The organism is Morganella sp. HSTU-ASny43, from assembly GCF_022819185.1.
Classification (GTDB): Bacteria; Pseudomonadota; Gammaproteobacteria; order Enterobacterales; family Enterobacteriaceae; genus Morganella; species Morganella morganii.
Map to the genome: position 1 here is coordinate 18,007 of NZ_WSPG01000001.1, position 16,441 is coordinate 34,447.

Annotated in this window: 19 protein-coding genes and 1 other RNA gene; 11 read left to right on the forward strand and 9 right to left on the reverse strand. The window is 52.3% G+C overall.

Annotation, left to right across the window (positions count from 1 at the left end; translation table 11 throughout):
- Positions 1-4: 4 nt before the first annotated feature.
- The 4 genes from GN208_RS00110 to GN208_RS00125 all read left to right on the forward strand — a co-directional run bounded on the left by GN208_RS00110 (position 5) and on the right by GN208_RS00125 (position 5,037).
- Positions 5-808 carry an acyl-CoA dehydratase activase gene (locus tag GN208_RS00110; protein ID WP_004238528.1) on the forward strand — a complete coding sequence of 268 codons (804 nt, stop codon included), beginning with the start codon at positions 5-7 and terminating at the stop codon, positions 806-808.
- On the forward strand, positions 805-1,047 hold the full coding sequence (locus GN208_RS00115) for a putative Se/S carrier-like protein (RefSeq protein WP_004238527.1): 243 nt from the start codon (positions 805-807) through the stop codon (positions 1,045-1,047). Before GN208_RS00110 ends, GN208_RS00115 begins: the two co-directional genes overlap by 4 nt.
- 118 nt (positions 1,048-1,165) lie before the next feature.
- A complete protein-coding gene (gene nifJ / locus GN208_RS00120) occupies positions 1,166-4,720 on the forward strand; it encodes a pyruvate:ferredoxin (flavodoxin) oxidoreductase (RefSeq protein ID WP_004238526.1) in 3,555 nt (1,184 codons plus the stop codon).
- Positions 4,721-4,725: 5 nt separating this feature from the next.
- Positions 4,726-5,037 carry a DUF5339 family protein gene (locus GN208_RS00125; RefSeq protein ID WP_004238525.1) on the forward strand — a complete coding sequence of 104 codons (312 nt, stop codon included), beginning with the start codon at positions 4,726-4,728 and terminating at the stop codon, positions 5,035-5,037.
- Positions 5,038-5,087: 50 nt separating this feature from the next.
- Here the strand turns inward: GN208_RS00125 and GN208_RS00130 are convergent, their stop codons facing one another.
- On the reverse strand, positions 5,088-5,750 hold the full coding sequence (locus GN208_RS00130; protein WP_015422595.1) for an HAD family hydrolase: 663 nt from the start codon (positions 5,748-5,750) through the stop codon (positions 5,088-5,090).
- Between the two features lie 157 nt (positions 5,751-5,907).
- Here GN208_RS00130 and GN208_RS00135 point away from each other — a divergent pair, with 157 nt between their 5' ends.
- Together GN208_RS00135 and GN208_RS00140 are read left to right on the forward strand one after the other, a co-directional pair.
- A complete protein-coding gene (locus GN208_RS00135) occupies positions 5,908-6,402 on the forward strand; it encodes a DUF523 domain-containing protein (protein ID WP_004238523.1) in 495 nt (164 codons plus the stop codon).
- Positions 6,403-6,508: 106 nt separating this feature from the next.
- Positions 6,509-7,246: a phosphatase gene (locus GN208_RS00140; RefSeq protein ID WP_048884216.1), complete on the forward strand. Its 738-nt coding sequence runs from the start codon at positions 6,509-6,511 to the stop codon at positions 7,244-7,246.
- Between the two features lie 33 nt (positions 7,247-7,279).
- Here the strand turns inward: GN208_RS00140 and GN208_RS00145 are convergent, their stop codons facing one another.
- From GN208_RS00145 to GN208_RS00170, 6 genes are all read right to left on the reverse strand, one after another.
- Positions 7,280-8,059: a creatininase family protein gene (locus tag GN208_RS00145; protein WP_004238521.1), complete on the reverse strand. Its 780-nt coding sequence runs from the start codon at positions 8,057-8,059 to the stop codon at positions 7,280-7,282.
- On the reverse strand, positions 8,059-9,465 hold the full coding sequence (locus tag GN208_RS00150) for a cytosine permease (RefSeq protein WP_015422598.1): 1,407 nt from the start codon (positions 9,463-9,465) through the stop codon (positions 8,059-8,061). The genes GN208_RS00145 and GN208_RS00150 overlap by 1 nt, the downstream gene beginning before the upstream one ends.
- Positions 9,466-9,744: 279 nt before the next feature.
- Entirely contained in the window at positions 9,745-10,557 is an 813-nt protein-coding gene (locus GN208_RS00155) for a DUF2145 domain-containing protein (RefSeq protein WP_004238518.1), read from the reverse strand.
- Position 10,558: 1 nt separating this feature from the next.
- Complete coding sequence (locus tag GN208_RS00160; RefSeq protein ID WP_004238517.1) at positions 10,559-10,999, reverse strand: STM0539 family protein; 441 nt, start codon at positions 10,997-10,999, stop codon at positions 10,559-10,561.
- 15 nt (positions 11,000-11,014) lie between these two features.
- Positions 11,015-11,524, reverse strand: coding sequence for a DUF2569 domain-containing protein (locus tag GN208_RS00165; RefSeq protein WP_004238516.1), 510 nt, complete (start codon positions 11,522-11,524; stop codon positions 11,015-11,017).
- 37 nt (positions 11,525-11,561) lie between these two features.
- Positions 11,562-12,065, reverse strand: a complete 504-nt coding sequence (locus GN208_RS00170; protein ID WP_004238515.1) for a GNAT family N-acetyltransferase — start codon at positions 12,063-12,065, stop codon at positions 11,562-11,564.
- Positions 12,066-12,423: 358 nt separating this feature from the next.
- Between GN208_RS00170 and GN208_RS00175 the strand changes: the two genes are divergently transcribed.
- A complete protein-coding gene (locus tag GN208_RS00175) occupies positions 12,424-12,960 on the forward strand; it encodes a histidine phosphatase family protein (RefSeq protein WP_225806401.1) in 537 nt (178 codons plus the stop codon).
- A 29-nt stretch (positions 12,961-12,989) separates the two neighbouring features.
- On the opposite strand, the gene GN208_RS00180 is transcribed toward GN208_RS00175, so the two are convergent.
- Positions 12,990-13,289, reverse strand: coding sequence for an RnfH family protein (locus GN208_RS00180; protein WP_015422599.1), 300 nt, complete (start codon positions 13,287-13,289; stop codon positions 12,990-12,992).
- A complete protein-coding gene (locus GN208_RS00185; protein ID WP_004238510.1) occupies positions 13,282-13,716 on the reverse strand; it encodes a type II toxin-antitoxin system RatA family toxin in 435 nt (144 codons plus the stop codon). Before GN208_RS00185 ends, GN208_RS00180 begins: the two co-directional genes overlap by 8 nt.
- A gap of 300 nt (positions 13,717-14,016) precedes the next feature.
- Here GN208_RS00185 and smpB point away from each other — a divergent pair, with 300 nt between their 5' ends.
- From smpB to GN208_RS00205, 4 genes are all read left to right on the forward strand, one after another.
- A complete protein-coding gene (gene smpB / locus GN208_RS00190; protein WP_004238509.1) occupies positions 14,017-14,499 on the forward strand; it encodes an SsrA-binding protein SmpB in 483 nt (160 codons plus the stop codon).
- A 48-nt stretch (positions 14,500-14,547) separates the two neighbouring features.
- Positions 14,548-14,911, forward strand: a transfer-messenger RNA (tmRNA) gene (gene ssrA, locus GN208_RS00195).
- Between the two features lie 508 nt (positions 14,912-15,419).
- Positions 15,420-15,971 (forward strand): hypothetical protein, encoded by a 552-nt coding sequence (locus GN208_RS00200; RefSeq protein ID WP_243828263.1) that lies wholly within the window; start codon positions 15,420-15,422, stop codon positions 15,969-15,971.
- Entirely contained in the window at positions 15,964-16,434 is a 471-nt protein-coding gene (locus tag GN208_RS00205) for a Mov34/MPN/PAD-1 family protein (RefSeq protein WP_015422600.1), read from the forward strand. The genes GN208_RS00200 and GN208_RS00205 overlap by 8 nt, the downstream gene beginning before the upstream one ends.
- Positions 16,435-16,441: the final 7 nt, after the last annotated feature.

Genomic DNA, 16,441 nt, shown 5'->3' on the forward strand with positions numbered 1-16,441 from the left:
CGTCATGCTGAGTATCGGTATTGACTCGGGCTCGACGGCCACCAAAGGGATTTTGTTCAGTGATGAAGACGGCGGCGTGATCCTGCGCCGCTTCCTGATCCCGACTCCGTTCCGGCCGCAGTCCGCGATTCTGGAAGCCTGGGAAACCCTCTGCGGTGAATGTGACACCAAACCGTATCTGACCCTCACCGGCTATGGCCGCAAGCTGGCGGACTTTGCGGACAAACAGGTCACGGAAATCTCCTGTCACGGTATCGGGGCGCGCTGGCTGCATCCGCAGACCCGCACGGTCATTGATATCGGCGGCCAGGACAGCAAAGTGATCCGGCTTGATGAACAGGGGCATCTCACGGATTTTCTGATGAACGACAAATGTGCCGCCGGGACGGGGCGTTTTCTGGATGTGATCAGCCGGACACTCGGCACGGATATCACGGCGGTGGATGACACCATCCGCGGGATTGAGCCGCATGCTATCTCCAGCATGTGTACGGTCTTTGCCGAATCGGAAGTGATCAGCCTGCGATCTGCCGGGGTGGAGCCGGAGTCGATTCTGTCGGGAATTGTGAATTCAATGGCACAACGTACCGCCGGGTTTGCCAAGCGGCTGAGTACTGTGCCGTCTGTGCTGTTCAGCGGCGGCGTCAGCCGCAGTCAGACGTTCTGTGAGCGGCTTTCACAGCACCTGGGGGCGGAGGTTATCACGCATCCGGACGGGCAGTTTGCCGGTGCTATAGGTGCGGCCATTTACGGCATCTGTCAGTTACAGAAACAGGCCGTCATGACCTCCGGGGATATCCGTTCATGAATGACTATCTGATTTTATTTGAAAATATGCTCGGTGTGGTGGCGATGCGCAAGCATCTCACAGCGGCCGGGCAGCCTTTCACCGTGACGGATATCCCGCCGTCACTGGGCAAAGCCTGTGGTCTGGGGATCCGCCTCAGTGTCAGTGATGATTCACTCCCGGCACTGCGCGACCGTCCGCAGGTCACGGAAATATACCGCTGTGAAGCGGCGGAATATGTACTGACGGCGGCGGAGTAAACCGCGCTTACAGACAGATAACAAACCACAATCACGATAATCCGGCATTTTTTATTCTGTTATGTTGTAAAAAATAATAAAAATGAAGGGTCTTATTGTGAGTAACGAAATACATAGCATGATCACCACTGATGCCAATCAGGCGGTGGCCCGGATGGCGTATCAGCTGAATGAAGTGATCGCCATCTATCCTATTACCCCGAGTTCCACCATGGCCGAATATGCTGACCACTGGTCCGCGACTGGGGAACCCAATTTGTGGGGCGATGTCCCGCGCATGATGGAAATGCAGTCAGAGGGCGGAGCCATTGCCACCGTTCACGGCGCACTTCAGACCGGCGCATTGTCGACCACTTTCACGTCCTCCCAGGGATTGCTGCTGATGATCCCGTCCCTGTATAAAATCGCCGGTCAGCTGATCCCGTTTGTCCTGCATGTGGCGGCGCGGACGGTCGCGACTCACGCCCTTTCTATTTTCGGCGATCACTCGGATGTGATGGCGGTGCGTCAGACCGGCTGTGCTCTGCTGTGTGCCAACAGCGTCCAGCAGGCTCAGGACTTTGCGGTGATTTCACAGATAGCCACACTGAACAGCCGCGTGCCGTTTATTCATTTCTTTGATGGTTTCCGTACCTCTCATGAGATGAACAAAATTATTGCTGTCAGCCGTGCGGAGCTGAGCAGACTGATCCCGGCAGAGGCGATCCGCGCTCACCGCGACAGAGCACTATCGCCGGAACATCCGGTAATACGCGGCACATCTGCCAATCCGGATACCTATTTCCAGGCCCGTGAGGCGACTAACCCGTGGTATGACGCGGTTTATCAGCATGTGACGGATGCGATGGCTGCATTTGGTGAGGTGACAGGCCGTTATTATCAGCCGTTTACGTATTACGGACATCCGCAGGCAGAGCGCCTGATTATCCTGATGGGATCTGCCGCAGGTCCGGCGGAGGAAGTGGCAGACAAACTGATTGCGCAGGGCGAAAAAGTCGGCGTGCTGGAAGTGCATCTCTACCGGCCGTTCTCCGCACAGCATTTCCTCGATACCATTCCGGACAGTGTGCAGCACATTGCTGTGCTCGACCGGACCAAAGAAGCGGGTGCCCAGGCGGAGCCGCTCTATCTGGATGTGATGACCGCCTTTGCCGAAGCGTATCAGAACGGGGAACGGGCACAGCTGCCGCGTATTATCGGCGGACGCTACGGGCTGTCATCCAAAGAGTTTGACCCGGACTGTGTGATGGCGATTTTCCGCGAACTGACGTTAACCTCGCCGAAACGCCGCTTTACGTCCGGTATTATTGATGATGTCACCGGGCTGTCCCTGGCACCGGTTCCGGCGGAGCTGCCGGTCACACACCGCCTCAGTGCGCTGTTTTACGGGCTGGGCAGTGACGGTACGGTTTCGGCGGCCAAAAATGCCATTCAGATCCTCGGCAGTCACACAGATAATTACGCCCAGGGCTTTTTTGTCTATGACTCGAAAAAGGCGGGCGGCCTTACCGTTTCTCATCTGCGCATCAGCGAACAGCCGATCCGCGCTACCTATCTGATCCGGCAGGCGGATTTTATTGCCTGTCATCAGTGGCAGTTCCTCGACAAATATGAAATGGCGGAAAAACTGGCGCCGGGCGGGATTTTCCTGCTCAACAGCCCGTATCCGGCAGATGAGGTCTGGCACCATATCCCGCAGGATGTTCAGGCGATTCTGGCGGAGAAACAGGCGCAGCTGTATGTTATCAACGCCTACCGCATTGCCCGTGAATGCCGCCTCGGTGCGCGGATTAATACCGTTATGCAGATGGCGTTTTTCCATCTGACCGCTCTGTTACCGGCGGCGGAAATTCAGTCTTATTTACAGCAGGCGATCATCCGCAGCTACAGCAAAAAAGGGGAAAGTGTCGTTCAGGATAACCTGATGGCGATAGCCCGCACCCCGGAAGCACTGCACCGCGTGCCGTTACAGGCAGTGGATCCGCACAGTCAGCCGCGTCCGCCGGTCGTGCCGGATAACGCGCCGGACTTTGTCAAAACCGTCACTGCCATGATGCTGGCCGGACGCGGCGATGCCCTGCCGGTATCGGCATTCCCGCCGGACGGCACCTGGCCTTCCGGCACCACCCGCTGGGAAAAACGCAATATCGCAGAGATGATCCCCATCTGGAAACCGTCTCTCTGTACCCAGTGCAACTATTGTGTCGCGGCCTGTCCGCATGCGGCTATCCGCGCCAAAGTGGCCGATCCCGCGGATTTCAGCGGTGCACCGGATACACTGCAGCGTCTGCCGGTTAAATCCCGCGATATGAAAGGGATGGATTATGTCCTTCAGGTCGCCCCGGAGGATTGCACCGGCTGTAATCTCTGTTATGAGGTCTGCCCGGCAAAAGACCGGGAGGATCCGTCCGTCCGCGCCATTAATATGCAGCCGCGGCTGGCGCACCTGGCAGAGGAAAAAGCCAACTTTGATTTCTTCCTGCAACTGCCGGACACTCCCGCATCCCGGCTTGAGCGCATTGATATCCGGACATCACAACTTATCACGCCGCTGTTTGAATTCTCCGGCGCCTGTGCGGGCTGCGGTGAAACGCCGTATATCAAACTGCTGACCCAGCTGTACGGCGAACAACTGCTGATCGCCAATGCCACCGGTTGCTCTTCTATTTACGGCGGTAACCTGCCGACCACGCCGTACACCACCAATAAAGAGGGACGCGGTCCGGCCTGGGCCAACTCGCTGTTTGAGGATAATGCCGAGTTCGGGCTGGGGTTCCGCCTGACGGCTGACCAGCACAAAAAACGGGTGAAACGTCTGCTGATGACCTTTGCGGCCCAACTGCCTGATGAATTACGGCAGCGGCTGGCGGATGAGACACTGTCTGCGGATGAAAAACGTGCGGCTATCACGGAACTGCGGACATTACTGGCGGATAACCCGGATCCGCGAGCCCGTGAGCTGTCAGAGGATGCGCATTACCTTCTGCCGAAATCCGTCTGGCTGATCGGCGGTGACGGCTGGGCTTATGATATCGGCTTTGGCGGGCTCGACCATGTGCTGAGCAGCGGTGAGAATGTCAATGTGCTGGTGCTCGATACCCAGTGTTACTCCAACACCGGCGGCCAGCAATCAAAAGCGACACCGATGGGAGCCGTCACTAAATTCGGGGAGGAGGGTAAAGGCAAATCCCGCAAGGATCTGGGCGTGTCCATGATGATGTACGGCAATGTGTATGTGGCACAGATAGCCATCGGCGCCCAGATGAATCAGACGGTGAAAGCGATTCAGGAAGCGGAATCCTATCCCGGCCCGTCCCTGATTATTGCCTACAGCCCGTGTGAGGAGCATGGTTATGATCTGGCATTCAGTTACGACCAGATGAAAGCCCTGACCGCCAGCGGGTTCTGGCCGCTGTACCGGTTTGATCCGCGTCGTGACGGAACCGGCAAAGCGCCGCTGGTACTGGATTCCCGTCCGCCGTCACAATCCCTGGCGGAGGTGATGCATCAGGAGCAGCGTTTTAACCGCCTCAGCAGCAGTGATCCGGCGAGAGCCGCTGTTCTGGCGGAAAAAGCGGAACAACGGACGGCAAAACAGTATGCACTGCTTGAATTGCTGGCCTCACAGAAATCTGAACCGGCCGGAACCGGCATTGTTCAGGAGGATGCCTGAACGTCATGATGACAAATAACCGGAGCGCCGGGGAAATATCCCCGGCAACGGAACAGGATCTCACGGCGTTAATTGCCCTTGATACTGTTGCGGCACAGGAGCCGCAACGGTGTGAGGCGATCCGCCGCTGGATTGAGCAGAAAATCTGTTTTGTGCTGCGGTGTGAAGGCAAAATTGCCGGTTACGGCGTGCTGCATTATCACTTCAAAAAGCAGTTTATGGAATTACCAGCTGATGCACAGGATGCAGCCTGTAAACAGGGTATTGATGCGTTAGCCCGGGCTAAAGCTATGATGGAACAGCAAATGCCGAAATAACGGCCGCTGTGATTATTGACGGGCTGTATGATACAGCCCATTTTTGTTTTTCAGCGGGATGAAAACTGTTTGCGGCGTTTTTCATATTTCGCCGGATTGCGGTGAAAATGACGCCAGTGAGGTTCGCCTGCGGCATACAGCAGTTCATAATCCCCCCGTGAATCGCCCCAGGCACGCATATGGTAAGCGGATAAATCACCGTAAACCTGTTGCAGCCGGGCAATTTTCTGGCCGCAGCGGCAGTTGTTGCCGTTGATTTTCCCGGTCAGAATGCCGTCTTTTTCTTCCAGCTGAGTCCCGATAAGTTTGATCCCCAGCCGCTCTGTAAACGGCCGCAGCACCAGCTCCGGGGATGCCGAACAGAGTGTGACTTCCGCACCCGATGCAATTTCCGCTGCCACCGCGCGCAGACCTTCCGGGCGCATCATCTTATGCCAGTAACGTTCACAAAATTCCTGTGCTTTTTTCTCCACCCAGCGGGCATCGGTACCGGTCAGAAAGGTGGTGATCAGCACTTCTTTCAGCTCGTCGCGGGTCAGTTTACGTGAGAAGCAGCGCAGTGTCGGCAGAACCAGGCGCAGCATCCGCAGGGAAAAAACACGTTTCCCGAAGGCAAAACGCAGAAAAGGAACAAAACTGTCACGGCGGGTCAGCGTGCCGTCAAAATCAAAAACGGATAACACCGGTTTTTCTGACGGGGTGGGTGCGTGCATAAAGAGGTATACTCCGGTTAAATAGGTGATCGTGCAGAGTTTAGCATTTTTTCCGGCAAAAGGAGACATCTGCCCGGCTTGTCCCGCGCTCATAAGTTATTTACTATCAGGTATTGATTATCACTATCTGAATTATACCGGTATACACGGCGAGAATATGATGATTGCAATCAGTGCTTGTCTGGCAGGCGAGGCCGTCCGTTACGACGGCAGCCATAAATTATATGCCCCGCTGAAAGCGCTGCAGAACAGCGGAATGGCGGTTCCGGTATGCCCTGAAATCCTCGGCGGTCTGCCGGTGCCCCGCGCCCCGGCGGAAATCACCGGCGGTGAGGGCTGTGATGTCTGGGCTGGCACCGCCCGGGTTACCGGCAGTGACGGCGAAGATGTCACTGATGCCTTTAAACAGGGCGCACTGCGGGCACTGGAGCATCTGCAACAGCGGAATATCACGCATGTGATCCTTAAAGCTAACAGTCCGTCCTGCGGCAGCGGTCTGATCTACAGCGGCGCATTTGACGGCACGCTTAAATCCGGCAACGGTGTGGCAACGGCGCTGTTTGAGACAAACGGGATCACGGTCTGGCATGAAGACCATCCGGAACTGCCCGCGCTGATTGAACAGCTGTTACAGAACGGAAAAAGTGCATGATAACCCTGACACCCGCCAGTGTGTTAATCCGTGTGCCGGGTTGAAGACCCGTTTCAGAATCTGATAGGGTTAAGAGGTGCTTAACCGCAGAAAGGAGAGCAGAGTGATATATCCGGTTGATTTACATGCCCATACGGTTGCCAGTACCCATGCTTATAGTACCGTCCGTGAATATTTTACCGAAGCGGCGGAGAAAGGAATAACCCTGTTTGCGATCACCGACCACGGGCCGGAAATGGCGGACGGGCCGCATCCGTGGCATTTTTCCAATATGCCGGTTTTACCGCGCATGATTAACGGCGCGGGGCTGCTGTACGGTATTGAGGCCAATATTAAAAATCAGGCCGGAGAGACGGACTGCACGGATAAAATGGCGCAGCAGCTGGATATTATTCTCGCCGGTTTTCACGAACCGGTGTTGCAGCCGCAGGGACAGGCCGCTAATACCGAAGCCATGATCGCCACTATCCGCAGCGGAAAAGTGCAGATAATCACCCATCCCGGAAACCCGAAATATCCGCTGGATATTCAGGCGGTGGTACAGGCGGCAAAAGAGTGCAATGTGGCGCTGGAGATGAATAACTCCTCATTTCTGCATTCGCGGGCGGGCAGCGAGAAAAACTGCTGTGCGATTGCCGAAGCGGTGCGTGACTACGGCGGCTGGATCTCGCTGGGTTCGGACTCCCACTATGCCGGTTATCTGGGGAATTTTGAGCGGGTGGTGACCATGCTGCGGGAGATTGAGTTTCCTGAAGCGCGCATCCTGAATGTCACCCCGCGCCGGGTACTGGATTTTCTGGAATCACATGGACGACCGCCAATCCCTGAATTTGCCGGACTCTGAAAAAATGCCCCGCATCGCGGGGCATTTTACTGTTTACTTAGCGCGTAAATCATAATTCCAGTTGGTTTTTTCCAGCGCCTCAATACTTTCCACCACCAGGTCAGTCAGGGCATCCAGCATTTTTTCGCCTTTCTCAATGCTGGCGTAAGTCGGGTCGCCGGTGGCACCGGTTATCGAAACCTCGGTGATATCCCACATAATCTGCACATTATCGCCGTGGCGGATGCTGTCTTCCGGCATCTGGCGCACTGCTTTGCTCAGGTCGCACAGATCAGGACACACCGCAGCGGTAATGGAAGATTCTCCCTCACCGCCATGCCCCAGACCGTTCCATTCACGGAAGAAATTTTCCCCGAGACGGCCGCCGAGTACGGACCACCAGGCCGGCAGGAACGCAAAGACCACATCTTTATGACGCGCTTTGACATTCCGCTGTGCGATATCCAGCGACGGAATATTGCCGTCGTGACCATTGAAGACAAAAATGTGTTTGATGCCGTACTGAATCAGGCTCTCAAACATATCTTCCGCAATCGCAATCACTGTTTCAAAGCGAATGTTAATCGCCATCGGTGTGCCGTTATAGTGGGCGGAAGTGCCGAACGGCACACCCGGTACCACAATCGTGCGGGATAAACGCTGTGCCGCACGGCGGGCGACGGCTTCCGGCACAAACAGATCCGGACCGAGCGGCAGATGCGGGCCGTGGCTCTCACAGCTGCCGAAAATGGTAATGGCACTGTCAATTTCGCCCTTATCGAACCGGTTTTTCAGCTCTTCAGTGGTGAACTCATTCAGATAAACTTTTTTCATTATGATCTCCCTGTGGCCGGTGAGGTGGCTTTTGCCGCCAGCAGCGGATGCAATATCAGATAAATAATAACGGTAATAACTAATGCCAGCAGGCCGGTCGGCCAGTCAGACAGAATATTGTTCAGTGCCATCACCAGACCGGAAGCCATCCCGGCCAGCGCACTGATCACCCCGGCGTAATTGTATTTCGGCTGACTGTTAATCTGTGTGATGTCGTAGCGGCATTTGCGGGTGATGTAGTAATCCGCCAGCAGCGGCCCGGCCAGCGGCGGTGCCATAATGCCGAGATAGTTAATAAAATCAGCAAAGAAGATCTGGTAAAAACCGATAGCGCCCAGCACAGTACCGATAATCCCGGTGGTCAGGATCAGGACGTTTTTATTCACTTTCACCCCGACGGAATCCAGCACCGGTCCGGTATAGAGCGAGTTACAGTAGAGTTCCGCGTCGTTGGTGGTCCACAGTGACAGTGTCCAGGTGATCACCCCGATCAGCGCCAGCAGGAAGCTTTTCTCGATCATCCAGGTAATGTAGTTCGGCATCCCGACCGTCATGGTGCCGATATAACCGACCACATTGAGCAGCGGGTTGGTGAAAATAAAACAGGCTGCCGATCCCCAGAATACCGCAGAAATACTCTTATTAAAGCGGAACAGATCCACGCCCATCACCGCCCCGGCAATCCAGCTGCCGACCACCATCGTGATCGCGGTGGAGAGCATCAGCCCTTCATTGCGGTTGGAATTCTCAATAAAGACCGATAACCCGCCGCCTTCCTGCAACATGGCATAGCCGGTGATCACGGCGATAATCATAATAATCGGCGATACCGGAATAGCGATAATTTCCAGTCCTTTCATGCCGTGCAGTGAGGTGTACGTAAACAGCAGGCCGGCGACGACACAGGAAAGAAAGACTTCCAGGGTGATCGGCACTCCGCTGTAGCCGTGCTCTGCCGGGTTAAAGACGATGATCCCGCTGGGATTACCCAGGAACGTGCCCCAGATATCCCCGACCATCCCGGTTATTGCCGCAAACCAGCCGAGGGTCAGCAGCCCCATCGCAATCATCGGCAGGTTCGCACCGAAACGGCCATAGGAAAAACGGCTGATCAGCGCCAGGCTCAGCCCGGTGCGTTGCGCCATAATGCCGAGCAGCGAGGTGAGAATAAACAACAATCCCATCCCGATGGCGATAGCCAGCAGCGCCATCGGAAATGACATTCCCGGCCCGCCGTTGGCCCCGGCCAGGGCGCCGCCGATAAATAACCCGGTTGCCACATAACCGAAACCTATCCAGACCAGCACCTGTTTCCAGGTCTCGCGGCGGTGTGTCATCGGTATGGGCGTAAACATAAAATCGTGGTCATGCGCCGGAGGCGCGGATGACGTTTCGTGTTTGCTCATGGTGTTTCCCCTGTCTTACGTGGTGTTGGCAGTTGCCGCTAAAAAGTGTTTTTAAAATAAAAGGCCATGCTCTTGTTATGATTTATTATTAGCCTGGTAAAGTAATTGTTTGCAACTAAATTAATGAAAATAAAAGGAAAAGGAAATTTAATGTAACGGACAGGTTGTCGGTAAAAGCGGGGCGGGAAATCACATAAACGGGAAGGAGAACAAAAAATCGACGAAAAATGCTGCCATCAGAAATAATGGCAGCAGGATATAAAATAACCGGGGTGGTAATTATTCCGGCAGCGGCACCATACAGACGGCACTGCCGAAGCTGCCGTGACTGCACTCAACCCTGAATTTGCCGTAACGGCTGAGAAACCCGAGCAGGCTGTCGCCGGAGTTAAAGGTGACAATACCGGTCACCGGCTGACCGTCAGTGGACATATGCGGCATCAGGCTGTCCGCCAGTGCCCGTTTGATTAATCCGGCCTCGGCGGAGGAGCCGATATAGAATTCTGATTTCAGCCAGTTTACCCCGGCGGAAACCGAATTCACGCCCGGAGAGCGGGCGGCGGCGAACACCATCAGCACCCAGCCGTTGGAATTCTGGCTGTCGGTCGCAAACGGATGCGCCACCATATTATACGCCGGATTGTGCAGGGCTTTGCGCAGCTCAGGGTCACGCAGCACTTTCAGTAACTGGGACTGTAAGGCCGGCGGGAAGTGCAGGGTGGCAATGGTATTTCCGGCCAGGTCATCATCAATAAACTGATAAAGTCCCTGGATCCACAGCTCAGACTGCGCAGTACCGCAGGTGTTGAGGTTATGATACACCCGCCAGGTACCGTTCCTTTCCCGTACGGCATAACCGGCATGGGAAAAGCTCAGCCCGTAGTCACTCAGTGCCTGACCCTGACGGACCAGCAGAACGACCCGGTCGCCCTGTTTCTCCAGCCAGTCATTCAGCACTTTGGCCTGTGCGGTGCGCTGTGCGGCTTCCTGCGGCGTGGGCGGGGATTTATCCGCACAGTTCTGACTGCCGCTGTATGCAAGGCCGGACGCAGTGAGCAGGGCAGCCGCAAAAACGGATTTCAGCAGTCGCATATTATGGCATCTTCTCCTGATGGGTTAATTCACGATCATCCTGAGTTACCATATGGGAAATGATTTTCCCGTCCTTTTTCAGATACGCACCGGGGCCTTTTTCGGCCGGTTCCAGTGTCAGTTTATCACCCGGATTCACCGGGGTTTTCTCCAGTTTTTCAGTGGCGACCAGCAGGGCCACATCTTCATTTTTATCGGTCTTGCCGGTGATGGTGGTGACTTTTTCTTTCTTATTATTTTCCACAGACTCCGCACTCATCTGAGCCGGTAAAATGATCGGCGATAAAATCGCGCCGCTTATCATCACAGAGCTGTAGACACTGCCCGCACTACTGAGTACCGCAGTCGATAAATAAGGATTATCCGGCAGTTTACCTGCATTCGCAGGCAGTGTGACCAGTGTGGCGGCACAAACGATTGCCGGAAAAATAAACTTATTCATACTGTTTCCCTTAAATTAATGAACAAATGTTCTTTTTACCCGTTCAGACACCAGGAAATACGAAATCCAGATGATAGCGTAAATAACCAATCTTATCAGCGGATAATAAAGAGTGAAGTCAACATTAACATCCAGCAGATTAACCAGAACGATTTCCTGAATGGCTTCCGAGGCGATGGCAAAAAGAATAAAGGCAATAAACAGCTTCGGCAGATAACGGGAGAGCCTGAAGAAATAATACAGCGTTGTCAGTATCAGCAGCATGGTCAGTATGGTAAAAGCAATATTAATATACATGACCTGCAATACGCGGTCAGGAATATACCCCGCATTTTGCTGATATAAATCATACCACTCACTCAGTGTGTAACCACCGGCACCCAGTGACAGAAAAAGGGTAATTAACGGCAGCCACAGCCAGCCGCCGATCCGTGACATCCGTTTTTCCGCGCACTCATCACAATATTCCGCGTATTGCGGAATCTCTTTTTCCCCGCACTGAATACAGACCCATTTATGTTCCATACATTATTTTCCGTTTTCGTCTTTCCGGATTCTCCGGTTATTTGGGTTGGTCGTTTATCCGGCTCATCAGAATAGCATCGACATAGCGTCCGTCGCGGAATGCATAATCGCGGGCAATCCCTTCGCGCTGAAAACCGAATTTTTCATACAGCGCCAGGCCGTCCGGATTATTGGCAAACACCTCTAATTCAATACGGCGGATACCCAGCCAGTTATCACAATAATCAATCATTGCCTGCATTAATGCACTGCCGACGCCCTGGCTGCGGTAGCTTTTATTTACCGTAATACCAAAATTCACCACATGGCGGCGGCGGGGATTACTGTTCTGATTAATACCCAGCAGTCCGACCACCACGCCGTCAACAACCGCCACCAGGCGGGTGGCTGACTGATCACCCTGGCTCATCCGGTGTTCCCAGAACTTCCGCGAGGTATATGGCATCTGTAAGGTATTGGCATAAGACGTAAAATCCTGGTGCATATCGCACAGCGCCGCCGCATCGGAAGGGTCGGCTAAGCGGATGGTAATCTGGCGCATAAATAATATCCTTTATGTAATACTGTTATATTCCCTTATTAATGGCATCGAAATAGTGTACCCGTCAACGGAATGAAAAAGCCTGACCGGGAAGGCGAAAATGGCGTAACCGTGTTTTTTCCTGTTATTTTCTTTTTCACGGATCAAACTGTCTGAGAATGAAAGATGACGATAAAATAAGCGGGGTAACATACTGACATAAGCAGGAAAGTGCATTTTCTCTGAAAAATAAAAATTCCTGTAAAAAAGTAGGCTAACCGGCGGCGGGCGATTACACTGAATCCTTCCGGAAACAAAAGGGATTGTCATGGACGTCCGGTTTCTTAAATCCGTATTCTGCAAATCAGGTATCACCCGGATGACACATTCAGTACAGACACTGGTTTTTCTGCGCCACGGCGAAAAACCGGATAACGACAGCGGCCAGTTAACCGGCAAAGGATTAAACCGCGCACTGGCGCTGGCGGATCTTCTGATCGCCCGTTACGGAAAGGCGGATGCCCTGTATGCCGCCGCACCGAAACAGAGCAAGCTCGGCAATTCGCTGCGTTCTCTTCAGACCATCACCCCGGTGGCTGTCCGTCTGTCACTGCCGGTGCATCTGGAATTTCACGCCAAAGAAACCAAAGCCCTGCGTGATGCATTGCTGGATAGAGCCCATCACGGGCACACGGTCTTTGTGGTCTGGGAACACGATAATCTGATAAAAGTGGTGAGGGATATTCTGAAACAGACCGGCGGGGACTATTCGGATATGCCGGCCTGGCCGCGTGATGATTTTGACAGCCTGTGGATACTGACCATTACCCGCAGTCAGACAGAGACCACCGTGACGTTTTCACAGGAAAGGCAGGGGCTGGATAATCTGGACAGTTATTTCCCGCAGCTCCGGTAGATAAACCGGAAATCAGCGGGAATACAGACTCACTCTTCTTTTTTCTTACGGCTGGCTTCTGCTGCCCGTTTACGGCGCATTTCTTTCGGGTCAGCAATCAGCGGGCGGTATATTTCCACGCGGTCACCATCACTGACAATATCGGTCAGTTTTGCCGGACGGCTGAAAATACCGACTTTATTCTGCGTTAAATCCACATCATCCCGTAACGCTAAAATACCGGAGGCAAGAATAACGGCTTCCACCGTGGCGCCTTCGTTTATTTTCACCGGGATCAGAAACTGTTTATCAGGCAGGGCATAACAGACTTCGACAGAAATATCAGACACGGTAAACCTCTTTTGCCCGTTTGGTAAATGCCATCACCATATTACCGGCCAGCTCTTTAAATATACGGCCGAAGGCCAGCTCAACCAGCTTATTGGTGAATTCAAAATCCAGATTCAGCTCAACTTTGCACGCCTCAGGACTCAGCGGAATAAACGACCAGCCGCCCATCAGTTTACGGAACGGGCCTTCCACCAGCTGCATACGGATATGCTGATTGCTGGTCAGCTGATTGCGGGTCACAAAGGTTTTACTGATACCGGCTTTGGATACATCCACAGACGCGGTCATCTCATCCTGTTCGTGGCTGATAATACGGCTTCCCACGCAGCCCGGTAAAAATTCCGGATACGCACGGACATCATTCACCAGGTTGTACATCTGTTCCACACTGAACGGAACCAGTGCGGAGCGGCTAATTTGCGGCATAACACATCCTGCGGTCAAAAATCACGAAACGGCGGAAATTATCGCCGCCTGTTAAATCGTATTATACTGTGCTCCGGCGCGGAGATAAATGCACAATACGGCACGCGCTGATGACAGAATGTATCTTAATGACAACAAAGATGTTTGTCACAAAAAGCACTTGCCAAATCCCGCTGACATGTTAAAAACAGCGTACAGGGACAGAAAACCCGCAAAGGCGCTTAAAATAGCAGCATTTACCGTGCGACGGATAAATAAGCAATTTATTTCGGGTGTGCATAACGTATAATAGTGGTCATTATGACAAAGAAAAAAGTTCACAAACCAGGCTCTGCCACCATCGCGCTGAACAAACGCGCCCGCCACGACTACTTTATCGAAGAAGAGATAGAGGCGGGTCTGGCGCTGCAGGGCTGGGAAGTCAAATCATTACGCGCAGGTAAAGCTAACCTGGGGGACAGCTACGTCATCCTCCGAGACGGCGAAGCTTTCCTGTTTGGTGCCAACTTCACACCGCTCAGCGTGGCCTCATCCCACGTTGTCTGCGACCCGACCCGGACACGCAAACTGCTGCTCAACCAGCGTGAACTGGACAGCCTGTACGGCAAAATCAACCGTGACGGGCACACCGTGGTCGCACTGTCGCTGTACTGGAAAAACGCCTGGTGCAAAGTCAAAATCGGCATTGCCAAAGGTAAGAAAGAACACGACAAACGCGATGACATCCGTGAACGTGAGTGGAAATTAGACAAAGCAAGAATTATGAAGCACGCAGGGCGTTAAGTACTGGTATTCCGTACTGATTTTCTGATATACTGCGTTTCACAACTTGGGGCTGATTCTGGATTCGACGGGATTTGCGAAACCCAAGGTGCATGCCGTGGGGCGGTTGGCCACGATAAAAGCCGCAAAAAAATAGTCGCAAACGACGAAAACTACGCTTTAGCAGCTTAATAACCTGCTCTGAGCCCTCTCTCCCTAGCCTCCGCTCTTAGGACGGGGATCAAGAGAGGTCAAACCCAAAAGAGATCGTGTGGACTTCCTGCCCGGGGAGAAAGCATTAAAACGAATCGGGCTAGTTTGTTAGTGGCGTGTCTGTCCGCAGCTGGCAAGCGAATGTAAAGACCAGACTAAGCATGTAGTACCGAAGGTGTAGAAATTTCGGACGCGGGTTCAACTCCCGCCAGCTCCACCAAAATTCTCCATCGGTGATTACCAGAGTCATCCGATGTAGTCGAAAGCCCGCATGGCGTAAGCCCTGCGGGCTTTTTTGTGTCCTCAATTTGTCCTGCGAAGCCTGAAGAGAACTAATTAAATCTGAATTTTTTAGGTATCTCGTTAGTTAACTGGAATACCATTCCGTAGATTCTATTCTGTTTTTCTTGGCCATTTTGAGGGCTTTCCTTGTCAGGCTACTACCTAATTAAATTGATATTTCATATCCTGAGAACAAATAAATCTAGCGTAATAGTCAAGCATTCCTTGCGGTACCCTCCGATAAGCTCATCCTATCCCCATAGGGGGACAGTGGAAAGTACGATATCCATAGTTTTCACGGCACCCATACCAGTATACCTGATTCACTATCGCTCAACAATCTTTATCGGCATATACTGCCTCCAGCATTTGTATCATGCCCAAAAACAGTCGCGTTATGGTTAAATCTAAACAGTAAATATCCTTGGTTAGAGATTACAGGCGACATGACAAAGCTACTTGCTCTAAGAGATCGCAAGACTCTTTCTTCATTCGATCTTATCATTATCGCGATAGGGTCCCCCACACAAGAACGCATGTTTCATGATTATCTGATTAAAGAAAAAATCAAAGTTCCTGTCATCAATACATGGGTTGAAGGCTATGGAGTTGGAGGGCATGCTGTTCTTGATATACCAGGAACACCAGGCTGCTTGCGATGTGCATACGTTGATTCCGACAATTTTTCTCGTGGGCTATCATCTAATCTTAACTTTCTTGCCACAAACCAAGATTTGACAAGAAATCATGCAGGATGTGGAGACGCCTTTCTTCCTTACTCCTATACATCATCAACTCTGACAGCACTTATTACAGTGGACCTGGCCGTAAAATATCTCAGTCATAGAGTAAACGTCTCATCGAGAGTTAGTTGGAAGGGTAGCTCAGAAGATGCGATTGAGTATGGTTTTGTACTGAGCGAAAGGTATCACGCGTTCAATCGCTCATTGGAAATATTACCTTTGTACAATCCTGAATGTGATATATGCAATGGATAATTCAGAACATCTCAAAATAAATACAGAAAATTTTAGCATCAATATTTTAAAAAATGTTAATGATATTTGGTTTGAATATCGACAAATAAATACAAATATGCCAGAAGCTTTTGGTGTACTGATTGGCAGTAAAGACCTTGTAACAGAACATTATAAAATCGTTAATGTAACAGTCCCACAACAGGGGGATCGCTGCTCAAGAATGAGTTTTACTCTGATGGATCCCGCACACCAACGTATAGTTGATACCCATTATCGCGATTCCGGGGGTGAATTAGTTTATCGCGGCACATGGCACACGCATCCCGAAGGGATTCCTCGTGCTTCAAATGTTGATATCAGAGACTGGAGGAAATGTAAAGAAAGAAATCAAGACAAGCAACTTTTCTTTATAATCATTGGTACAGAGAAAAAGGCTCTTTATTATTTTGTAGGTGAAAATCTTCTACGGCATGAGTTTTGATGGATGA